Source organism: Bacillus sp. AC266 (genome assembly GCF_979253805.1).
Genome location: NZ_CEEDEC010000003.1, coordinates 52,891 through 77,231, shown reverse-complemented (window position 1 = coordinate 77,231; position 24,341 = coordinate 52,891). Strand labels below are relative to the sequence as shown.

Sequence of the window (24,341 nt, the reverse complement as noted above, 5' to 3'; positions counted from 1 at the left end):
TTATTTTCGTTGCAAGTGTTAATGCATATGTTGATCGTGCCCGGATGAAGATGGGGGAGTATGATCGGGGAATGTCACGAACACGGCAACGATAATTACCACACTAATTGAAAGTAATAATAAAAAACGCCGTTGGATAAAAGTAGAAAAGGTTTCTGATAAAAGTTGAATTATACATGACATAGTTATTGTTATAGTAAGTAAAAGACTAATGAACAGTATACTGTGGGCTTGTTGAGCGTTTAACATTTCTGTAATCATAGCTCCCATCATACTTGCCATTAATCCAGAGAACAGTCCTTCTAAAGCAGTATATAGGTGAAAACGTAGACCGACTAAAAAACCGATAAACCCACTAATCAAAATAGCAAGCAAAGTAGAATATAGTAATTCTCCTTTGAAGAGAATCCCTAAATAAAAACCTATACTTAAACCGATACACATACTAAAAGACATAATAAATACCATATACTCCATTAGGGTACCCTTACGTTTAGAAATATATGATGTAATAATAATCGAGATACAACAAAGTGTTAAGGCAGTTAACGTATAAGCGAACATCATGATACCTCCCTGTCCTATCATTCACTTCATCATATGTTCAAATGGAGAGTACTTATGCTAATATATATCTGCAAATTATCTGCACAATTTAAAAAAGGTAAGTTCAATATAATTTTCAAATAATGATGGTTCTCTTAGTGGACGATGCTTCATAAAGAATTGTTGTATTTTTATTTTGAGAGAATATATGTAAGCAAGTAGTAGTGAATGGAAAAGATGTTCGATTTTTGAGCGTCTTTTTTGTCTATAAGCATGAGAAAGAAAGTGTTATATAATGAGTTTCTATTGTGAAGCCATAAAGAATAAGCGTATAATATTATAGGTCTCCCATTTGTGAGGCAAACCGCGAATGATAAATAAGATGGTTGTTTTATCATCGCTTCTAAACAGATAGACAATGAAAGTAACACTGGAATACAGATAGGGAGTTAGAAGATGAAATTAATTATTGCCGAGAAACCAGATCAAGGTTTGGCTCTTGTTTCACAGTTTAAATATCGCCGGAAAGATGGGTATTTAGAAGTAGAAGCAAATGAGTTATTTCCAAATGGAGCGTACTGTACATGGGCAATTGGTCATTTGACGCAGTTATGTAATCCAGAACATTATCACGCTGAGTGGAAGAAATGGTCACTTAATACATTGCCGATGATTCCAGAGCGTTTTCAATTTGAGGTAACAAAGTCAAAGTATAAGCAATTTAACGTTGTGAAACAGCTGTTACATAATCCACAGGTAACAGAAATTATTCACGCGGGTGATGCTGGGCGTGAAGGGGAACTGATTGTAAGAAATATTATTAATCTTTGCAACGTGCAAAAGCCAATGAAGCGTCTTTGGATTTCATCTTTAACGAAGCAAGCTATTTATCAAGGATTTAAAAACTTACTAGATGAAGCAGATACGATTAATACATATTACGAAGCATATACAAGATCTTGCGCTGACTGGGTCGTTGGTATGAATGCATCGCGTGTCTTTAGTATTTTGCTAAAGAAAAAAGGAATGAATGATGTGTTTTCCGCTGGTCGTGTACAAACACCAACATTAGCACTCATTGTAAAGCGTGAAAAAGAAATAGAGAACTTTAAGTCAGAGCCGTTTTGGGAAGTGTTCGCAACCTTTAATATAGAAGGAAAGAAATATGAGGGGAAATGGGAGAAAGATAATGAGTCCCGCTTAAATGACCCTGATTTGGCAAATAAAATTGCAGCGTTTTGTCAAAACAAACCGGCTGTAGTAAAAGAAATGAAAACGGAGCGTAAAGAGTTTCAGCCGCCGTTTTTATTTAATTTATCAGCACTGCAAGCGACAGCGAATAAAGCCTTTAAATTTTCACCAAAAAAGACACTTGATATAACGCAAGCACTATATCAAAAAGGGATTGTCTCTTACCCTCGTTCGGATTCTAACTATGTAACACAAGGAGAGGCAGCGACGTTCCCTGATATTTTACAGAAGTTAAGTCAGTTTGATGAATATAAAGGTTTATTGCCAGCACCAATTGAATCGATTATGAATAATAAGCGTTATGTGAATGAAAAGAAAGTTACAGATCACTACGCAATTATACCGACAGAGCAAGTTACAAATCCAAGCAAACTATCAGGTGATGAAAAGAAAATTTACGATATGATCGTAAGAAGGCTGATTGCGGCGCATTATGAAGTAGCAATCTTTGATTACACAACGATTACAACTCTTGTAGACGAACGTGCTGCGTTCATTTCGAAAGGAAAACAGCAAATTCAAGAAGGTTGGCGTAAAGTTATTTTCCAAGACGATAAAGATGACGAAACGATTCTTCCAATTGTAGCTGAAGGTGAACAAGGAAAAGTTGTAAAGGTGAAAGTGAAAGAAGGAAAAACACAGCCACCGAAACGTTATACAGAAGGACAACTCATTACGTTAATGAAAACGGCCGGTAAGTATTTAGAAAATGAAGAGCTTGAGAAAGTATTGAAGAAAACAGAAGGTTTAGGTACTGAGGCCACTCGTGCTGGTATTATTACAATGCTGAAAGACCGTAAATATATAGATGTACAGAAAAACCAAGTGTACGCAACCGATAAAGGGAAAGTATTAATTACAGCAATCGGTGATAAAATACTGGCTTCACCAGAAATGACAGCAAAATGGGAGCAACGCCTTGCGGAAATTGGAGAAGGTACAGCTTCACCAGCGACATTTATGGAGCAAACGAAAAAGCTATCAGCTAAAATTATTGAAGATGCGGTAGAAATGTCGGAGAAATGGGATTTCACCGGATTACATGTTGAATCGATTGAGCGAAAAGGATCGAAATTTACAACAGGTAAAAAGGTCGGGAACTGTAAAAAATGCGATGGCGATGTTATTGATAAGTCGACGTTTTACGGTTGTTCTAACTACAATACAACACAATGTGATTTTACCATCTCGAAGAAGATTTTAAGCAAAGCTATTTCGCAAAAAAACATGACGAAACTATTAAAAGGTGAGAAGACCGATTTAATTAAAGGCTTTAAAAAAGGCGAGAAAACGTTTGATGCGAAGTTAGAGTGGAAAGATAATAAGATTAATTTTGTGTTTGAGAATTAAGTGGTTTTAACAAATGAAAAAGCTCTTTCCCGAGTAAGATGTGCTGTATTAGGTTTGAAAATATAGATAGAAAAGAAAAAGCATGACAATTTTATGTCATGCTTTTTTATTTTATAATTACAGAGTTTTGTATACTAGCACTAAAATTTATTTGAAATAATTGTTTGAAAAGGTGTTATTAAATTGGACGTTTATATCATTTTGATCATTTCTTTGAATGAGGAATGCTTTTTGTTTTTGCTTGGAATAAAAATATACAACAAAAATACTATCTAAAATAATAAAATTTTATTGCAAAACGATAAATTCTATATTAAAATCAAAAACATAATAAATAAGTGTGGTGCTTTTTATGGAAAAGGTAACAACTTTATTTTTTAAAATAGAGGAGGTATAAATATGGAGGTTAACAATTTAATAATTGAAAATATGGATAACCCTCATGAGTTGGAGAGACTGTATAGAAAAGACCCGAAAGCTTTTAAAAAGTCATTCTCACAAGCATGGGATGAAAACCCTGATTCTCAGCTTCTAGCTGCTTGGTATGAAAGGATGCATTTCAAGGAAACGGAAAATGCAGAAAAAATATCGCTGTTTCAAAAAGGTTTCTTATTCATGGGCATGTTAGCTATTCTAGCTGGGCTAAGCACCAGAATCATTTTTCACTTTGTCGAGCAGGAAGCAATTGCTCCAATTAACCTAGCTTTTGGTGTAATTCCTTTTATTGTTGCTTATTTTATTTACAATAATACTCCGAAGAAAAGTATTATTTATTTCCTTGCGGCGTTGTTCCTAATTTCCGGGTTGTATCTTAATATGTTGCCATTAACTTATAAAGACAGCATTATCCTTGCTTATTTACATCTTCCTATATTGTTATGGGCCTTAGTAGGGTTTGCGTTTACAGGAAATGAATATTCAAAAGGAAGTACGAGATTAGCTTATATTAAATTTAATTTGGAATATGGTATTCTCTACGCCAGCATGGCAGTGAGCGGAATGGTACTAGCAGCATTAACCATGCAGTTATTTAGGTTTGTTGACTTGAATATAGAAGACTTCTATTTTAGTAATGTTATTTTATTTGGTGCTGCCGCTCTCGCTATTGTGGCTGCATACTTGGCATCAATGAATCTTAAACTTGCTAAGAATATTACACCATACATATCTAAAATTTTTAGTCCTCTCGTCCTGATCACATTGTTGATTTATCTTATAACGGTTATATGGGTCGGGAAAAATCCGTTCTTGGACCGCAATTTCCTAATGGCCTTCAACGGAATACTCCTTGGTGTATTGGCTGTTACCATATTTTCCATTGTTGAGAGTGAATCAGACGAGAAAAAGAACATTTCAGATTATATCAATTTTGCCTTAATTGTTCTTGCGCTTATTATTGACACTGTAGCTTTGTCAGCCATCGTATTCAGACTTTCTTCTTATGGGATTACACCTAATAGACTTGCTGTTTTAGGAGTAAACATACTGATTTGGGCAAATCTCATTTGGATTATGTTATCCTATATGCGTTTTCTACAAAACAAATCAGGACCGACAGCTATCCAAGACGCCGTTACGAAGTATTTGCCAATCTACGGACTTTGGGCAGCTTTCGTTATATTTACTTTTCCTATAATTTTTAATTAGAAAGACTTTGTTAACGTAACGACAAGCTAATTTTCTATAACGTATAAAATCCTTAGAGCTGATAAGTATCGTTACTTCTATACTTTCTCGACAATAAAAAAAACGTCCCAAAGTAGGACGTTTTTTTATGTGTATTGCTGTTTTTTCTTAATAAGTAATAACACTTGTGACACACACGCTAGTACTGGTAGTTCTATTAACGGTCCAATCACTAATGCAAGCGCGATAAGAGGTTCGTCTGGAAAAGCTGTTACAGCAATAGCGAGTGCAACAGGCGAGTTTCTCGCTAATGTTGTTAAGCTTAGGCTTACAGTGTCTTCATAGGATAAATGCATCATACGTCCTACAAACTGTCCTAGTATAAAGTTAATTATGAAGAACAGTAATACTGGTATAAGTAACAATAAAACAACATTCATATTTTGTAATAAGCACTTACCTTGTGAGGCAAACATCGCTACTATTGCTAAACTTAAAAATACAATTTGCGCAGAGCTGAAAAATGGAATGAGTTTATTCTCGAGTGTTTCAGCTTTTTTCATTTTATTCATAATGAATTTTGTAGCGTGTGCAAGTACAAATGGTAAGACGATTACGATAACAATGCTTTCCACTAAAACAGAAAACGCTACAGTCTTCATGACACCAGCAAATAAAAATAAATAAATGGGAAGGAGTAGTACTTGCAATATTAAATTTACAGGTAAAATTGCAGTAGAAAGTGCTACATTTCCTTTTGCTATTTCAGTAAAGATTAAGTACCAATCTGTACATGGAGTAACCATTAACATAATAAATCCAACCCAAAGTGCCGGGTGATCTGAAAGAAATAGTGCTCCTAACCCCCAAGCGAGTAAAGGTGTCCATAAAAAATTAATGGTGAGGCTCGTTCCAGCGAATTTTAAATTACGGAATCCATTTTTTATTTCTTTCAATGGGATGCTGAGGAATAATCCATAAAGCATGAAAAATAAGAAGGGAACAATAAATTTTTCCGAATACATATGTATCATATTAAATTGTCCTAATATAACCCCGAATATAACAGCTGCAAGAATGATAAAGGTTTGAATCTTTTCTAAAGTACTCATTAATAAATCCTCTCTATAGATGAATTTCTCTCTCTAGTTGTATTATACAAGGGATTTCACTTATGTGTTTTCGAATTTATCATTTTGAATGAGGAAATATATTTCTTTATTGTTTTTAATCCGAGATATTTTTCTTTTTAAGAAGTCACTTGACTAAAGTAAGTAGATGTATTACAATCACTTACATAAGGTAATTAAATAACAAAAAGTTTCGAGTTACTTAGGTTAAGGTATCTATTGGAACTTTTTATTAGAATAAGAATTTTTATGATGATGAATAATGAATATGATAAGAAAGTTTAGGTGAAGAAAATGGGATTATTTAGCTCGTTATTTGGTAAAAAAGAAGAAAATACAAAAGTAGAGGAGAATAAAACAATGTCAAAAGTATTATTTGTAAAAGCAAACGATCGTCCAGCGGAGCAAGCAATTAGTTCAAAAATGTATGAAACATTTGTAAGTGCTTATAAGGAAGCAAATCCGAATACAGAAATTACGGAGTTAGATTTATTCGCATTAGATCTTCCGTATTACGGAAATATCGCTATTTCAGGTGGATATAAACGTAGTCAAGGAATGGAGATAACAGCTGAAGAAGAGAAGGCAGTTGCTACAGTGGATAAGTACTTAAACCAGTTTTTAGAAGCTGAAAAAGTAGTATTTGCATTCCCATTATGGAACTTTACAGTACCAGCACCATTAATCACGTATATTTCATATCTTTCTCAAGCGGGAAAAACGTTTAAATATACAGCGAACGGTCCAGAAGGTTTAGTTGGTGATAAGAAAGTAGTTGTTTTAGGTGCTCGTGGTTCAGATTACTCTTCTGAACAAATGGCTCCTATGGAAATGGCTGTTAATTACGTTACAAACGTACTTGGGTTCTGGGGAATTGCAAATCCAGAGACAGTTGTAATTGAAGGACACAATCAATATCCAGATCGCTCACAGCAAATTGTTGAAGAAGGTTTAGAGAACGTTAAGAAAGTAGCGGCGAAATTTTAATTAATGATAGTAAATGTAAAACCAACATGGATGACCATGTTGGTTTTTTAGTCTAATTTCCATGTTAAAAAATGTATATTCATAAAATAAATGAAAAGTTTGAAAATAGTATTGCAAAATATTATATAACAAACTATAATGAGTTCAAGAATAGTTGATACTTAAATTAAATATTCAGAAAATTCAATTAGTTAAAATTGGAAATAAGATAAGGAAATTTGAATGGGGGTTATATTATGGCGAATAAAGTACCGTTTTCGTTCATAGTAGTTATCGGATTAATGTTATTTGCACTATTTTTTGGAGCAGGAAATTTAATATTCCCAGCGATGCTTGGTCAATCGGCAGGAGAGAATGTATGGATTGCTAACGCTGGATTTTTAGTAACAGGAGTAGGTTTACCATTACTAGGTGTATTAGCATTTGGGATTTCAGGTAAAGAAGATTTACAGTCATTAGCAAGCCGAGTGCATCCAGTATTCGGAATTGTATTTACGACAGTTTTATACTTAGCAATCGGTCCGTTATTCGCTATTCCTAGAACAGGAAGCGTTTCTTATGAAATTGGTATTAAACCTTTCGTGCCAGAAGGCTTAAGTTCTACAGCGCTAATTCTTTTTACAATTGTATTCTTTAGCATCACTTGTTTTTTTTCGCTAAATCCTGCGAAAATTGTCGATATTGTTGGAAAAATCTTGACGCCAATTAAATTAACGTTTATTGGAATTTTGGTAGTCTTTGCTTTTATTCATCCAATGGGAGAAATGCAAGCACCTGCAGAGGCTTATACATCACATGCGTTCTTTAAAGGGTTCCAAGAAGGATACTTAACAATGGATACGTTAGCATCATTCGTATTTGGTATTATCATTATCAATGCTATTAAAGAAAAGGGCGCAAAAACAAAAAAAGAAATTATGATTGTTTGTGCAAAAGCAACATTGATCGCTGCATCTATTTTAGCAATAATTTATTCAGCACTTTCATTTATGGGAGCTTCAAGTGTTGCAAAACTTGGTCACTTAGATAACGGTGGTGCAGTGTTAGCAAAAGTTTCAAGCTATTATTTTGGTTCATATGGCGGAGTTATATTAGGTATAATGGTTATAGCAGCGTGTTTAACAACTAGTGTTGGACTTGTCTCAGCGTGTTCTTCATTTTTCCATAAGCTATTCCCAAGTATTCCATATAAAACGATTGCAATTATGTTATCAGTTTTCAGTGCAGTTGTTGCAAATGTAGGTTTAACACAATTAATCTCAATTTCAGTTCCTGTATTAACAGCGATTTATCCATTAGCAATCGTATTAATTTTCCTAACGTTCCTTCACCCATTGTTCAATGGAAGAGCTGAAGTGTATCAGGGAAGTTTATTAGTAACATTTATTGTAAGTATGTTTGATGGATTAAGTGCTGCTGGTGTGAAATTAGCAGTAGTGAGCGATATTCTTACTAAGTTACTTCCAATGCATGAGGTTGGATTAGGCTGGGTGTTACCAGCAGTAATTGGTGGATTAATTGGATACGGCATTAGCGTTGTGAAAATGAAAAATGGAGTTCGCCCAGCAGCTAGTGCGAATAAGAAAATAAGTTAAATGAAAAAAGTTATAGAATTTGATTCTATAACTTTTTTTGTTACTATTGATAAGAATAGAAAAAATAAAGTAATAGGGGAAATAAAATGAAAAAAACAATTGACCATATCGGGATCGCAGTTCGTGATATAGATAGTACGATACAGTTTTATGAAAAGGTTTTATCAGGAACTTTAATAGATCGATACGTAAGTGAAGCACCTGGTGTTGAAAGCGAAGTAGCTATTCTTGAAGTTGATGGTGATAGAATCGAATTACTTGCGCCAACGAATAATTCGACTTCTCCAATAGCACGATTTATAAAGCAAAAAGGGAAAGGTGTCCATCATGTTGCGTATCGTGTAGACGATTTAGATGTAGCTTTAGAAGAATTAAAGGAACAAGGGATTCGAACGTTAGAACATACGCTTCGAATTAATAAACATGGTAGACGATTAATTTATCTTAACCCAGCGGATACAGAGGGAACAATCATTGAGTACTGTGATTATCCGGAAGAGAAGTAAAGGAAGTTTATCCTTGAGAAAAGGTGTTACGTAATAACGTAACACCTTTATAATGTGAGCTTTTAATTTTTAGTTTTTTAATCATCCCCTTTGTAGAGGAAGAGTGCAGCAGCGAAAAGATCCGCCAGATTTTATAATTTCTCCAAAGTCGATTTCAATAACCTCATAACCTCTAAGTCTCAGCTCTTTATTTGTTGTAGTATTAATGGGTAAACTAATCATCTTTTTATTGCCTAAAGATAATACATTGGTTGCTAAAGTAAATTGCTCTTTTTTAGATACTTCTATTAAATTATAACGATCTGATAACATTTTTAATGTACTATTACTAAATGCATGTGGATATATTAAGGCTTCTTCCTTTGAAATGATATTAAAAACACAATCTAAATGTAAAAAATCTTTGGAAAAAGGAACAGGAATTATTTTATAGTGTGTGAGCAACTGTTGAAGTTTTATTACAGAGTTAAATAACGTTCGATTGCTTACGCCAATATATACAATATCTTGATCGATAATGACGTCGCCGCCTTCTATATGACTATTAATACAATCTATATAAGTAATATCTTTTTCTAATAATATTTTCTTGAAAATTTGCTCTTCTCCTTTACGAACTTCATTTTTCATGTTAGAAATGAAAACAGTTTCCCCTACAGTAAAACCGATATCTCTCGTGAAAACTTGTTCGGGAAAGCGTACTTCAGGAGGTAGCATTAAAGTGTGTATTCTATTTTCTTTAAGTATATCAATAAATTTTGAGTATTGTTCTCTCGCTAGATTTACATTAAAGCCTAAATTGATAAAATATTTTTGGGTCTTGTTTATACCGCTAGAAATATTCATATATAATGGTTCGCATAGTACAACTTTTTTTAACGTACTATATTCACTTGAGCAATATGACTTTAAAATACTCATTCTAATAATCCTCCAATATAGGTGATTTTTAAATTGTTATACGATGATTGAAGCTTAAAATATTTTTGGATACAGAAGATAAAACGTAATAAAATATCAACTTAAAAAAGATTGAGCTTATAATAATTAAAGTGATTATTATAAGTTGTTATTTTTCTGTATTTTCAGTTTTTTATAACGACGGGTGTATCATTGCTCTAGAAAAAACGTAAAATAATTATAGGAACTCAGAATAATCCAGTATCTTTATAGATGAATTGTTTATCTGTTCCAAATCTGTATAACAAACCGCGATAGTGTAATTTTGCTCTAACCGATTTAGGCAGAAATAGAATTGACTAAAATCGGAATTAGTGTTCCGTAAGGTTATTTTATTTTGGGACCAATCGTCCATATTGAAGCCAAAACTATCTAATGGATATAGAAGTCCTTTTCCAATTGCTTTAACAAATGATTCTTTTAGAGTCCAAATATCAAAGAAAAACGATAACTGTCTATCGTGAGGAATATACTGAAAATAGTCAATTTCTTCTTGAGTAAAGCATAGTTCGGTTACGGAAAGATCTATAGGTTGAATTTTTTCAATGTCTACACCAATTCGTCCAGTTGAAGCAAGTCCACATATAATCCATTCTTCAGAATGAGATAAATTAAAATCCCCCTTCCAACCATGATATTTATTTAAAAAAGGGCGGCCTGTTCGATCTCTTTTAATAGAGATAGTATCTGCAGGTATGAGCAATAATCTTTGCAAACGTTTTCTGATGCATAGATGAGCTAATAATGTTCTTTGTTGATCTTCTAATTTATGAAATCTTAAAATTCTTTCCCTTTCATTTTTAGGTAATTCTGTGAGTTTCAGCTCTATGTCTTTGTAGGGTAGTAAAATTCCTAATTTAACTGCAATAATTTCTAAGTAACTATCAATTTTTTTCATAATGACCTCACTAACAATATAAATAATAGTCTCAAGAGAATTTAAATGTATAATTAATTTTATTATTTATCAACTACCATTAAATTATAGAGAGCGATATAAGATTTATTGAGAAATCATGTGAATTATATTAAGTGTTATTGTATAGCTATTTTGAAGAAATGAACAAACTTATGTTTTATTTTTTTTTGAAGTCAATTCAATTATTAAAAAAGTTTCTCAAGGTTTGTTATGTATTTTAGATTGCTTTGAAAATTAAATGAAGTTACAATTAATCCTGTTTAATAGTTGGAAAAATCAGAAAAATAAAAGGGGATTGGGTAAGTGATAATTTCTGGAGAAATAAAAGAATTTATAAAGAATTATGATGATAAATTACCATTCTCAGGTGCGATTTTAATTCAAAATAAAAAAAAGATCTTTGAAGATGGATTTGGATATGCGAATAGAAGTGAACAAATTTTTAATACATCACGTACTCGGTTTGGTATGGCTTCTGGGTGTAAAATTTTCACTGCAGTGGCAATATGTCAATTAGTTGAAAAGGGTGTTTTAACTTTTGATACCTGTTTGAAAGAGTGTTTAGAAGACTCATTCCCACATTTTTATGAAGGCATTACAATTCATCATTTATTAACTCATACTTCGGGCATACCAGATTATTTTGATGAAGAAGAAATGGATGATTTTGAAGATTTATGGAAGGATACCCCAATGTATTCTATTAAATCTCCTGCAGATTTTCTGCCTATGTTTCAAAATTATCATATGAAGTTTAATCCTGGAAGTAAATTTTCTTATAGTAATGCAGGTTATATTTTACTTGGGTTGATTGTAGAAAAATTGACAGGGATGAAGTTTGCAGAATATGTAAAAGAGAATATATTTCAGGTTTGTGGCATGTCAGATTCAGGATATTTCCGGATGGATCAACTGCCGGAACGAACTGCACTTGGATATATAGATAATAAAGATGATAACACTTGGAGAACTAATATCTATTCGGTCCCTATAATTGGTGGGCCAGATGGAGGGGCTTTTACAACAGTTTTAGATTTAGGAGAATTTTGGAATGGATTATTTAATGGGAAACTCCTAAATAAAGAGTACACTAATCAGTTGTTAACTCCTTATGTGAAAAATAATAGTTTACATTATGGATATGGTGTTTGGATTTCAATGGAAAATGATGAGATTCTCAAATATTTTGTATTTGGATTTGATCCAGGTGTGAGGGTTCATTCATCTGTAAATGCAAAGTCTAAGATGCAATTCCATATTATGTCTAATGTGGAACGAAATGTAGTTCCTCTTAAAAGTGGGATTGATAAATTAATTTCTGAAAAAAAGATTTAGTTTTTGAGATTCATGGATGTTTTTTGATACCTACAAAATAAAAAAGGATATGAATATTTAACTAAGAGTTAATATGCTTATAAAAACTGTTGGATTGTTCGCTTTAAATGATTAATTAGAGTATAAATTTTGAGAGCCTAAGGGTGTTTGTTAAGGATTTAAATGAAGGATTCCTGATATAAATCAACAGCATTAATTTCTATATAAAGGAGTTAATAATATGATTAGAGGAACTACCGATTTAGGGGAAAGTCAAAAGAAAGAGTTAGAGAAGCATCGTTTTTCGAAAGAAATCAACTTGGAAATTCGCGAATTACAAAAAACCAACAATTGGTATAATTTTTTTGCCATAGGATTGGATTGGGGTATTGTGTCCTTAGTAATTGCATTGAATTATTTTATCCCTACTATGTGGATGTATTTGATTAGTATTGTTATCATTGGTAGCCGTATGCGTGGCCTTGATATTATGATGCATGAGTCAAGTCATCGTATGCTTTTTAAAAATCGTAAATTAAATAAGTGGGTTGCATGTTTCTTTGCTGCTTATCCGATAATGATTTCTTATAAAGCATATTGTAAGAGTCACATGAATCACCACAGGTATTTATGGAGTGAGATAGACCCTGATAAGCAAAGGTATCAAATTGTTGGGTTAGATAAACCGACTAAAAATAAAATGGAATTTTTTATTCAGCATTGCTTAAAGCCTTTGTTCTTAGTACATGTGCCGAATTATTTGATTGGAATGATCAAAGTAACAGCATATGCAAAAGAGGAACCTAGATTTGATCAAATAATCAGGACTCTATATTGGGGCGCTATCATTATTTGTTCAATTGTTTTCGGTTTCTGGCAAGAGTTGATTTTATTTTGGGTAGTTCCGTTTTTAACAACTTTTCAAATGTTAAAATATTGGGCTGAAATGGCCGAACATGCAGGACTAGAATCGGAAAATGAGATATTTGCATCAAGAAATTCTTTTGGGAATTTTTTTGAGCGTTTTCTCATTCATCCTCATAGAAACTCATACCATTTGGTACATCACTTGTTCCCTGCTGTTCCACACTTTAATATAAAGAAGGCTCATCTTATTTTAATGAAAGATGAAGAATATCAAAAAGCGCATCATTGTACAGGGTTCTTTTTTTCCACTGCACCAGGATTCTCTTCTGTAATAGATGATATACAAGGACGGATACCATTTTGGAATAAAGTGAAAGGGAAATAGATCATTATACATGTTGTGCTACATAGGCTGTATGGAAATTTAATGGTTTACCAAAGATAATTCCTGATTGCACCCTAAAATATAAATGGGAGCTAGATTAATAAAAAAAATTGGGAGATGTTAGGTGGCTAATTAAGTTCTATAGAGCCTTTTAAAATTTAGTAAATAATTTTAATTCATAGGAAAGGAGAGTATATGAATAACACGATGCTTTTTTGTTTTCCTTATGCTGGTGGATCCGGTTCGATATATAGTAAGTGGAAAAATTACTTACATCCTAGTATTGAATTGAAACCAATTCAATACGCAGGAAGGGGTAAAAGATTTCAAGAAGATTGTTATGATGATATGAATCACGCGATTAATGATATATTCGAATGTATATATAGAGTTGTAGGTAATTGCGATTACGCGTTTTTTGGTCACAGTATGGGCGGGCTTATCGCTTATGAACTTTGTAAGGAAATAGAAAGTAGAAATCTTAATGCTCCTGTGCATATTTTTCTATCAGGTGTAAAGCCCCCAAATTTTATTAGAGAACAAAAAGTGTCTAACTTACCAGAAAAAGAATTTAAAGATGTGATATTAAATTTAAATGGTACTCCAAAAGAAATTCTTAATAATCAGCAGTTAATGGATATATTTATCCCAATTTTAAGATCTGACTTTAAATTGATAGAAGAATATAAATTCAGTAATGAATTGTACAAGTTAAATACGTGTATTACTGCAATGTACGGTAAGCTGGATGATGTTACTGAGGAATACATGAAAAAATGGTGTGAGTTTACTTCGAGAGATACTGTTGTTTATGGCTATCCAGGAGATCACTTTTTTATTAATGAAAATTACATTGATATTATAAATCTTATTAATTCAACATTGGTTGGGAGAGGAGATTATTATGAGCAATGATGTTTATAATGCAGATTTGTTAACTAAAGAGGAGAAGTTTTGGTTGGATCAACTATCAACGGATTTAGAAATGAGTAGTTTTGTAAATTTTAATAAAAAAGTTGGTGTGAAAAATCAGGAAGAAAAAATATTTACATATAGGTTATCAGAAAACATATCACATAAAATTAGTGAAATAAGTAATCATTCTGAATATGGAATGCTTATCATTTTGATTGCTAGTGTGAAATATTTGCTCTCAATATACACGGATAGTAAAGATATTTCTATTGGAACGCCAGTAATTCAATCAAAATCTGGCACAGCATATTATGATCATCTTTTGATTATAAGAAGTAATGTCCATAGTAATATGACATTTAAAGAGCTTCTATTAAAAGTACAACAAAACATTACAGAGGCAAATAAAAATCAGAAAGTATCGCATAAGCGATTAGCAAAACTTTTAGGAGATGAGAATGCAAATTCTAATAAACTGAATCCTCGTACAGTCATACAGTTTGAAAATATTCAACATAATATTTCTAATCATTATACAAATGCAGATACCGTCTTTAATTTTACATGGCATGGAGATAAACTAGAGTGTTGTATCACTTGTAAAGAAAGTGTAGGAGACTTGATTGAAAGAGTTATAAATCAATTGACTCATTTGTTAAAAGCAGTAGTAGCTAATCCGAGTATAAGGCTCTCTGAAATTGATATTTTATCCAATGAGAGAAATCGTATTCTAAATGAGTTTAACAACACAAAAACAGGTTTTCCTAAGGATCAATCTGTTGTTGACTTGTTTGAATTTCAAGTAGCTAAAAGTCCACATAAGCTAGCAGTCTTTTACCAAAATCAAAATTTAACTTACGAGGAATTAAATATAAGAGCAAATCATATAGCACATAAATTAGTTGAATTAGGAGCTAAAAAAGATTCTGTAATAGGAATTATGTTAGATAGATCGCTCGAACTTCCAATTGGTATATTAGGTGTTTTAAAGGCAGGAGCTGCATATTTACCCATTGATCCAAACTATCCAAATGAACGAATTAATTATCTTTTAAGTAATTCTAATGTAGATATCATTTTGAAGTGCAGCAATAATGAATTTAATTTTATAATTGAAAACACTAGATTTATTGATATAGATACAACTTTGAGAGACGGTACACCTATAGAAATGAGTGGGAATTTAGAATTGAAAATCCCATTAGAGAGCTTAATGTATGTTCTTTATACATCTGGAAGCACTGGTGACCCTAAAGGAGTTATGGTGAAAAGAAATTCATTTATGAATTTGCTCAACTGGTATACCAATGAATTTGATATGAATCCAACCGATAATGTATTATTAATTGCCCCAATTAGTTTCGATACAGCGCATAAAAATTTATTTGCTCCATTGATAAAAGGGGGGCGATTGCACCTTTTTGAGTCAGGTATGTATGATTACAATAAAATGTCTGATTATATAAATATTCATAAAATCACGAGCGTTAATTGTACCCCAAGTGGTTTTTATCCATTGGTTGATTATAATGAGAGAACTAATTTTAGCAGGTTAATCACGTTGAAGCGTATTTTTTTAGGTGGTGAATCGATAAATTGTAAAAAACTCAAACCTTTAGTTAAATCAATAAATTTCAAGAGCGAAATTATAAATACGTATGGTCCCACGGAATGCACGGATTTAGCCGCTTTCTATAGAATTAGTAATCAAGAGATAGAACAATTGAAGGTGATTCCAATCGGGAAGCCTCTTAATAATGTCGAAATATACATTGTTGATCAAGAAATGAATCTTGTACCTATTGGTGTAACAGGAGAACTGTGTATTGCTGGGGTTGGATTGGCACGTGGGTATTATAATGCTCCAGATTTAACGAGAGAAAAATTTGTAGAGTTTCCGAAAATTACCGAAAAAAAAGTTTATAAAACAGGAGATATGGCAAGGTGGATGCCTGATGGGAATATTGAATTTATTGGAAGGAAAGATAATCTTACGAAAATAAGGGGGTTTCGGGTAGAAGTTGGGGAGATAGAGACTGGTCTTATGAAGCATCCAGATGTAGATGAGGTTGTTGTTGTTGCAATCGAAGATACTTTCGGTACGAAAGTATTAAGTGCTTATTTTGTTGCCAATGTGAATATAACAAACTCAGAATTAAGAAATTTCCTTATTAAAAGTTTGCCGAATTTCATGGTGCCAACCTACTTCACTCAACTGAAAAAAATGCCACTCAATCAAAACGGGAAAATTGATCGTAAAGCATTGCCAGTGTCCAACTTGGATCCAGTATCAGACTTCGACTATGTTGCACCAGAAGGCGAATTGGAAAAAAAGGTTGCACATATATGGAGAGATGTTCTTAATATTCAAAAGATAGGAGTGTATGATAATTTTTTTGAGTTAGGTGGGCATTCTTTAAATGCTGCTTCGATTATATTGAAAGTTAACCAAGAATTTGACGTGAATATACACTTAAGTGAAATGTTTAAAAAGCCAACTATAAAAGAATTTACAACTCTAATACTGGATGGGGAACAACATAAAAGTTCAATTATATTACCTGTTGAAGCAAGAGAATACTATCCTGTTTCATCACAGCAAAAAAGGCTATTTATTATGTGGCAACTTAATCGTGATTCAGTAGCTTATAATTTACCGTCGGGGACAATCATAGAGGGTGATCTCGAATATGATATGTTGGTGAGAGCTTTCCAACATCTTGTTGATCGTCATGAATCTTTACGTACATCGTTTTCATTCATCAATGGACAAGTGGTGCAGTATGTACATCCTAAATTAAAGGTTATTGTTGATATCGTTGAAGCATCGGAAGAAGAATTAATGGAGTATGTACATGGGTTTGCTACACCTTTTAATCTGGGACAACCTCCTCTATTTAGAATCAAAGTTATTAAAATCAGAGAAAATAAGCATTTGCTGTTAACTGATGCTCACCATATTGTCTTTGATGGTATATCGATGGACATAATTATGGAGGAATTTTATGATAGTTATTTAAATAAAGATTTGCCTCCGATTAAATTACAATATAGAGACTATGCAGTATGGCAGGCAGAATTTTTTCAGACTGATGATTTTAAGAGTAAAGAAAAGTATTGGCTAAACATATTTAAAGATGAACCTCCATTACTGGAGTTAAATACAGATTATCCACGACACCCGGTGCAACTTTATGATAGTGATTATGTACCAATTATGGCGGGATACGATTTGACAAAGCGTTTGAAAAAGATAGCGAAGGAGAATGGGACAACCCTATATACGGTGCTACTTGCTGCTTTAAATGTATTGTTTTTAAAATATACGGGTCAAGAAGATATTACGATTGGTACCCCTACAGCTGGCCGATCTCGTCCAGGTTTGGAACGGACTATTGGTATGTTTGTGAATACGGTAGTAATAAGAAATTTCCCATGTCGCAAAAAAACATTTCTGAATTTTCTGGATGAAGTGAAGGATAATACAATAAAAGCCATTGATCATGAGGAATATCCGTTTGAATTGTTAGTAAATCAAGTAGATGCTTATCGAAATACAGGGAGAAATCCAATATTTGATATTATGTTTTCTTTGGATAATGATGAGTATTTCTTTAAGGATAAAGGGGAATTAACTTTCCGAAAATCCCCATTTGAAAGTAGTATGACTCAATTTGATATGTTCATTCATGTATTAGAAATTAATGAAGATATGCATTTTAAGTGGAAGTATCGTAAGGATATATTCAAGAAGGATACAGTACAAAGATTAGCAGAACATTTTATTTATCTACTTGATGAGATTACCGAAAAGATGGATATACCATTACAAGATATCCAGATGATGTCTGAATCAGAGATGAAAACCGTTCTTTATGAATTTAATAATACGACGGATGAATATTCGTATCAAATGACGGTGCATGAGGTATTTGAGCAGAAAGTGAAAGAAGGTCCATCAGAAAATGCCATCGTGTATAAAGAAATGACACTAACGTACTCTGAGCTGGATGCAAGGGCAAATCAACTGGCCCGCACTTTAAGAAAAAAGGGAGTGCAAAGAAATAGCGTTGTTGGACTTATTGCAGAGCCTTCCTTAGAAATGGTCATAGGAGTTCTCAGTGTGCTAAAAGCAGGAGGGGCATTTTTACCGATTGACCCCACTCTTCCAATAAGCAGGATAAAATATTTTTTGAGAGACAGTGATTGTCAGTTGGTTCTGGCCCGAAATAATATGAAGGAACGCTTTACTTTTGAACAGGAAGTAATTAGGTTGGATGATGAAATAAACTGTAAAGAAGATGGTTGTTATCTTGAAAACATAAACCAGCCCGACGATTTGGCATATGTAATTTATACCTCTGGAACAACCGGTAACCCTAAAGGGGTTATGGTCGAACACAAGAATATTGTGAATCAGTTGATAGGACTCATTCGGAAATTAAAATTTAATCAAGAAATGAATCATTTATTGCTAGCAAAAATCACATTCGATGTTTCTGTTCAACAAATCCTTCTCCCGATTCTCTCTGGGGGTAGGTTATATATTCCTGAGGAAGAGCTAATCGCTGAGCCAAGAAATATGTGGAACTTTATTGAGAAAAACAAAATTAATGTCTTGGGTGCTGTACCTACCCATTTGAAAGTTTTAATAGATAATATTGTCATAAGTCAACCTCTTAACTATGTTCTTGTAGCCGGTGAGGTCTTTACAAAGAGTCTTTATGATCAATTAAAGAGTACTGTTAATGCTGAGATGATTATTAATCTGTATGGTCCAACCGAGACGACGATTTTTTCAACATACTATATTTGTCGTGAAAATGAAGAGGGTTCGAGCATACCAATAGGTAAGCCTCTAAGTAACTATAGGGCATATATTTTAAATCAAGATTATTATCCTGTACCTATTGGTGTGACTGGGGAGTTATATATTGCTGGGGCAGGTGTAGGAAGGGGATATATCAATAAGTCAGATTTGACAGATGAAAAATTTATGTCCAATCCATTTATTCCAGGTGAGAAAATGTATAAAACGGGAGACCTTACAAGGTGGCTCCCTAATGGGGACATTGAGTATCTTGGAAGGATTGACCATCAGGTAAAGGTTAAGGGAGTCCGAGTAGAGCCAGATGAAATAAAAAACCACATTTTAAATCATGAATATATTGATAATGCAATTGTTGTTGCGAAACAAAATCAAAGTAATGAAAGCTATTTGTGTGCGTATCTAATTACAAACCAAGAGGTTACCAGTACAGAATTAAGGGAGTATTTGAGGAATAAGTTACCTGAATATATGATTCCGTCACATTTTGTGCAATTAGAGAGTATGCCTGTAACGAATAACGACAAAGTCGACGTAAGAGCCTTGCAAGAAAGGGATGATGAGAATTATATATCGTTAGGTACTACTTATATAGCACCTGGAACGAATCTAGAAAAAATGATAGCGGAGATCTGGAAACAGGTACTTGGGGTAAATCAGGTCGGTATTTATGATCATTTCTTCGAACTTGGTGGGAATTCACTGAATATTATTCAAATAAATGAACGGTTGAAAAATGATTTGAACATCGACATAACTGTAATGATGCTATTTAGATATCCTACAATTTATTCTCTATCCCAGCAATTAAAGATGACCGATGAGAGCAGGGTACAGGAAAAAATGAATTCAAATAGAGTTCAGGTAATAAAGGAATCGAAAAATAGGTTAAAACAAAGACGTCAAAGAAAGAGGGATTCGAATGAATGATAGTGCACAGGAACCGATAAGAAATGGTATAGAGATTGCTATTATTGGAATGTCTTGCAGATTTCCTGGTGGAGATACTATAAATGAATTCTGGGAAAATTTGAAGAATGGTGTAGAATCGGTAACTTTCTTCACAGATAAGGAGTTACAGAAAGGAGGAATTGATCTAGAAACGATCCAAAATCCCAATTATATAAAGGCTGGTGGGGCTATTACAGGAACAGAATGGTTCGACAATAAATTATTTAATTACTCACCTAGGGAATTAGAGGTAATGGATCCACAGCTGAAAATTTTGCACGAGTGTGCTTGGGAAGCATTAGAGAGTAGTGCTTACTTTTCGGATACCTTTAATGGTTTAATTGGTACTTATATTGGAGCATCTACAAACTTATATTGGTTAGAAGCGGTATATGATGGAGCGAAAGATTTTATAAAAGAAGCAGAATTTTTAAATGGTTCTCAATTTTTCGGCACCAGATTATCACATAAATTAAATTTGAAAGGTCCTAGTTATACAGTTCAAACTGCATGTTCCTCTTCATTGGTTGCTGTGCACTTGGCATGTCAAGCTCTATTAAGTGGAGATTGTGACATTGCTTTGGCTGGAGGGGTTTCACTTACATTACCTGAGAAAAGAGGGTATTTATACAAGGATGGCATGATTCTTTCACCAGATGGACACTGTAGACCTTTTGATGATAATGCTAGGGGAACGGTCAATGGAAATGGAGCGGGAATTGTTGTTTTGAAGCGTATGGAGGATGCGATTGCTGATGGAGATTTCATCCATGCTGTTGTGAAAGGATCCGCAATAAATAATGATGGCGCTGATAAGGTTAGTTTTAATGCGCCAAGTGTAGAAGGACAAGCTGCTGTTATTAGAGCAGCTCATCACATGGCCGAGGTAGAATCTGAAAGTATATCATATGTAGAGGCTCATGGTACTGGAACAATGCTAGGTGACCCGATTGAGGTTGAAGCCTTGAAGTTGGCATTTAATACAGAGAAGAATAATTTTTGTGGTATTGGATCGGTTAAAGGGAATATTGGTCATCTTGATAACGCTGCAGGTATAGCAGGTTTGATAAAAACTGTAGTTGCTTTGGAGAATCGCATGATTCCACCAAGCATTAACTACGAGAAAGCAAATGAAAAAATTAATTTTGGTAATAGTCCATTTTATGTACAGGATACATTGGCGGAATGGAAGAACCAAGAGTTTCCTTTAAGAGCAGGAGTAAGTTCATTTGGTATGGGAGGAACAAATGCCCATGTTGTACTTGAGGAACCTCCCCAAAGAGAAGCTTCTGAGCGGAGTAGGAGATATCAATTACTTTCTTTTTCTGCACAAACGAAAAAATCTCTTGAAGAGCAAACTAAAAAGTTAGCTGAATATTTAAATCATAACAATAATGTGAATTTGGCTGATGTAGCTTATACACTTTTAAATGGAAGGAAAAATTTAAAATATCGAAGAGCATTAGTGGTTTCGGATATAGAGGAAGCGAAGCGAGAATTTTTTATTCAAAATTCTGCTAAGGTTCAAACTAACATTTGTGATGGCGGTAGTAAGCAAATAATTTTCATGTTTCCCGGGCAGGGTGCACAATATGTAAATATGGGATTGGATTTATATAATGAAGAGAAGAGATTTCGAGATGAAGTGAATCTTTGTTGTGAGATTTTAGAAGAGATTAGTGGGATTGATTGGAAGGAAGTCTTATATCCAAAGGACCTGGAAGCTAGAATGAGAGATGATATAAATCAAACATCTAATACACAGCCTGCAATATTTATTTTTGAATACTCATTAGCAAAAACATTAATGGAATGGGGCGTCTATCCGGACGGCATGATTGGACATAGTATAGGGGAATATGTGGCTGCTTGTTTGGCGGGAGTGTTTTCATTAAAGCAAGCGCTTCAGTTGGTGTATGAGCGGGCGACCTTAATGCAACAATTACCTAAAGGCAGCATGATAAGTGTAATGGCTTCGGAAAATGAAATTTTACCACTAATGAATCAAGATGTATCTATTGCCGCAGTGAATAGTCCAATATCATGCGTAATCTCAGGTTCTGATGAGGCAATCTATACTTTTGAGGGGGAATTGATTAGGAAAGGTTTTCAGTTTAAAAAACTTACAACTTCCCATGCCTTTCATTCATCCATGATGGACTCAATTTTAGATACCTATGGAAAGAAGTTAAAAGAAATTAATTTCCAGGACATTAAAATACCATTTATATCCAATTCTACAGGAGAATGGATTACGGAAGAACAAGCAAAAAGTGCAGATTATTGGGTGAATCATCTGCGACATGTAGTGGAATTTTCTGAGGGCATTAAGCATCTACTATCGGGTACGGAAAGTATTTTTGTGGAGGTTGGACCAGGTAGAACATTAAGTAGTTTTGTTAGACAACATACTCAAGGAGAATCAAAATGCCCAATTATTAATACTGTAAGGCATCCTAAAGAAAAAATTTTTGATGACAATTACTTGCTTCAAAATATTGGTAAGTTGCATATTCATGGCGTGAAGATTAACTGGTCCAAGTATTTTTCGCAAGAAAGAAGATATCGTGTTCCACTCCCTACGTATCCTTTTGAACGGCAGTTCTTTAGCCTTTCTAAGGATATTGAAATGGAAGAGAGTTCCCCTTTATCGCAAAGTGACTATGTAGAAGAGCTAAAGAGGAATGTTGTTCCGAAAGATGATAAACAGCGGAAAATTATAGAATCATATAAGAGAGTTACGGGAGTAAAACAAGTTAGTATCCATGATGATTTCTTTGAATTAGGAGGTAGCTCATTAACGGCTATCAATGTTGTTTCGAGCTTACAGAAGGATTTTGATATTTCTATTAATCATTTATTTGAATACCCTAGAGTCTCTGATCTAGCGCAGCATATGACATATAAAAAGGAGAAGACCATTCCAGATGCATTAGCAACTTATCTGATTGCTAGAGGAGAAAGGCATCGGTTAATGGAGGAGAAGATAAGAGGCGACATAGCGATACGAAGTTTATATGATGATAGAAACAAAAAGTATTACGAAATCAACCTTTCTTGCCAAACCGGTTATAAGGAAGTTCTATTGACAGGAAGCACGGGATATTTGGGCGTTTACTTATTACATGATTTATTAACTGAATTAGATTGCAATGTACATTTGATTGTAAGAAGTGACAATTGTATAAAAGCAGAAAATCGCATTAAAGAAAAAGTTTGCTCTTATTTTGGAACATCTTTTTATGATAAGTATAAGAAAAGAATTTTTGTATATAGTGGCGACCTGACAAAAAAATATATGGGCTTAGATTTGCCGAACTATCAATATTTGAGTGAAACAATCCAATGTATTATACATTCAGCAGGCAGTGTTAGTCATTATGGGAAATATGAAAAATCCTATGAAGCAAACGTTCTAGCTACGAGAAATGTAATTGATTTTTCGCTTAAGGGAGTAAAGAAAGATGTGAATCATATTTCTACATTGGCTGTAGCTTCTGGTGTAGTAAAGAATAACGAAGATATATTGTATACGGAGTATGATAATGATTTAGGGCAAATTATTGAAAATCCTTATCCAAAGACAAAGTTAGAAGCTGAAAAGATTGTACTGGAAACGAGGGATAAGGGAATAAATGTAAATGTTTTTCGAGTGGGAAACATTGGTTTTGATTCTAAAACAGGAAGGTTTCAAGAAAACATAGAGCAGAATGCATTATACTCAATGATGAAATCATATATAAGAATTGGATTGGTTCCAGAAATGGAAAGAGATATAGATTTTGCATGTGTGAATGATGTTAGTCAGGCAATTATTAAGTTGTTTAATAAAAAAGAATTAATGAATGAGACTCATCACATTTTCAATCCTAACCATGTAAGCTTATCAGCTCTTTTAACAACGTATGGATTAGACATAGATGTAAAAGAAACTTCAATTGATAAATTTATAGATTATATCTTTGATGAAAAGCAATTTAATCAATATGCATCAGATATATATAATTTACAGCTGCATTGTATAGGAGATGAATTGAAAACATTTAATGATGTCGAACAAACATTGTTCCATATAATGGGAGATAAAACGAATATGCTGTTAAGAAAAACGGGTTTTGTATGGAATAATATTACGGATGAAATGACGAAAAAAATGATTGGATATGGTCAAAAAGTTAATTATTTCGAAAAACATTAAATATAAAGTGGTG

General features: G+C 33.4%; 14 protein-coding genes. 10 read left to right on the top strand and 4 right to left on the bottom strand.

Annotated elements, in window-relative coordinates:
* Positions 1-18: 18 nt before the first annotated feature.
* Positions 19-564, bottom strand: a complete 546-nt coding sequence (locus tag AC0IXC_RS13580) for a hypothetical protein (RefSeq protein ID WP_002141309.1) — start codon at positions 562-564, stop codon at positions 19-21.
* Positions 565-1,002: 438 nt separating this feature from the next.
* On the opposite strand from AC0IXC_RS13580, the gene topB reads away from it, so the two are divergent.
* Both topB and AC0IXC_RS13570 read left to right on the top strand, forming a co-directional pair.
* Complete coding sequence (gene topB, locus AC0IXC_RS13575) at positions 1,003-3,147, top strand: DNA topoisomerase III (RefSeq protein WP_002012275.1); 2,145 nt, start codon at positions 1,003-1,005, stop codon at positions 3,145-3,147.
* A 399-nt stretch (positions 3,148-3,546) separates the two neighbouring features.
* Entirely contained in the window at positions 3,547-4,794 is a 1,248-nt protein-coding gene (locus AC0IXC_RS13570; protein WP_471652956.1) for a DUF4153 domain-containing protein, read from the top strand.
* 125 nt (positions 4,795-4,919) lie between these two features.
* Here the strand turns inward: AC0IXC_RS13570 and AC0IXC_RS13565 are convergent, their stop codons facing one another.
* Entirely contained in the window at positions 4,920-5,885 is a 966-nt protein-coding gene (locus AC0IXC_RS13565) for an arsenic resistance protein (RefSeq protein ID WP_471652955.1), read from the bottom strand.
* Positions 5,886-6,197: 312 nt separating this feature from the next.
* Here AC0IXC_RS13565 and AC0IXC_RS13560 point away from each other — a divergent pair, with 312 nt between their 5' ends.
* The 3 genes from AC0IXC_RS13560 (at position 6,198) to AC0IXC_RS13550 (ending at position 8,991) form a co-directional block, all read left to right on the top strand.
* Positions 6,198-6,890 (top strand): FMN-dependent NADH-azoreductase, encoded by a 693-nt coding sequence (locus tag AC0IXC_RS13560; protein ID WP_113734675.1) that lies wholly within the window; start codon positions 6,198-6,200, stop codon positions 6,888-6,890.
* Between the two features lie 236 nt (positions 6,891-7,126).
* A complete protein-coding gene (gene brnQ / locus AC0IXC_RS13555; protein ID WP_002141315.1) occupies positions 7,127-8,485 on the top strand; it encodes a branched-chain amino acid transport system II carrier protein in 1,359 nt (452 codons plus the stop codon).
* A gap of 86 nt (positions 8,486-8,571) precedes the next feature.
* Positions 8,572-8,991, top strand: a complete 420-nt coding sequence (locus tag AC0IXC_RS13550; protein ID WP_002141316.1) for a VOC family protein — start codon at positions 8,572-8,574, stop codon at positions 8,989-8,991.
* 81 nt (positions 8,992-9,072) lie between these two features.
* On the opposite strand, the gene AC0IXC_RS13545 is transcribed toward AC0IXC_RS13550, so the two are convergent.
* Positions 9,073-9,912 (bottom strand): dimethylarginine dimethylaminohydrolase family protein, encoded by an 840-nt coding sequence (locus AC0IXC_RS13545; RefSeq protein WP_002141317.1) that lies wholly within the window; start codon positions 9,910-9,912, stop codon positions 9,073-9,075.
* A 217-nt stretch (positions 9,913-10,129) separates the two neighbouring features.
* Positions 10,130-10,849: a 4'-phosphopantetheinyl transferase family protein gene (locus tag AC0IXC_RS13540; protein ID WP_002141318.1), complete on the bottom strand. Its 720-nt coding sequence runs from the start codon at positions 10,847-10,849 to the stop codon at positions 10,130-10,132.
* A 324-nt stretch (positions 10,850-11,173) separates the two neighbouring features.
* Between AC0IXC_RS13540 and AC0IXC_RS13535 the strand changes: the two genes are divergently transcribed.
* The 5 genes from AC0IXC_RS13535 (at position 11,174) to AC0IXC_RS13515 (ending at position 24,328) form a co-directional block, all read left to right on the top strand.
* A complete protein-coding gene (locus AC0IXC_RS13535) occupies positions 11,174-12,205 on the top strand; it encodes a serine hydrolase (protein WP_193653588.1) in 1,032 nt (343 codons plus the stop codon).
* Between the two features lie 220 nt (positions 12,206-12,425).
* Positions 12,426-13,436 (top strand): fatty acid desaturase family protein, encoded by a 1,011-nt coding sequence (locus AC0IXC_RS13530; RefSeq protein ID WP_002141320.1) that lies wholly within the window; start codon positions 12,426-12,428, stop codon positions 13,434-13,436.
* A 195-nt stretch (positions 13,437-13,631) separates the two neighbouring features.
* A complete protein-coding gene (locus AC0IXC_RS13525; protein ID WP_002141321.1) occupies positions 13,632-14,351 on the top strand; it encodes a thioesterase II family protein in 720 nt (239 codons plus the stop codon).
* On the top strand, positions 14,341-20,109 hold the full coding sequence (locus AC0IXC_RS13520) for an amino acid adenylation domain-containing protein (RefSeq protein ID WP_471652954.1): 5,769 nt from the start codon (positions 14,341-14,343) through the stop codon (positions 20,107-20,109). Before AC0IXC_RS13525 ends, AC0IXC_RS13520 begins: the two co-directional genes overlap by 11 nt.
* Positions 20,102-24,328: a beta-ketoacyl synthase N-terminal-like domain-containing protein gene (locus AC0IXC_RS13515; RefSeq protein ID WP_471652953.1), complete on the top strand. Its 4,227-nt coding sequence runs from the start codon at positions 20,102-20,104 to the stop codon at positions 24,326-24,328. Before AC0IXC_RS13520 ends, AC0IXC_RS13515 begins: the two co-directional genes overlap by 8 nt.
* Positions 24,329-24,341: the final 13 nt, after the last annotated feature.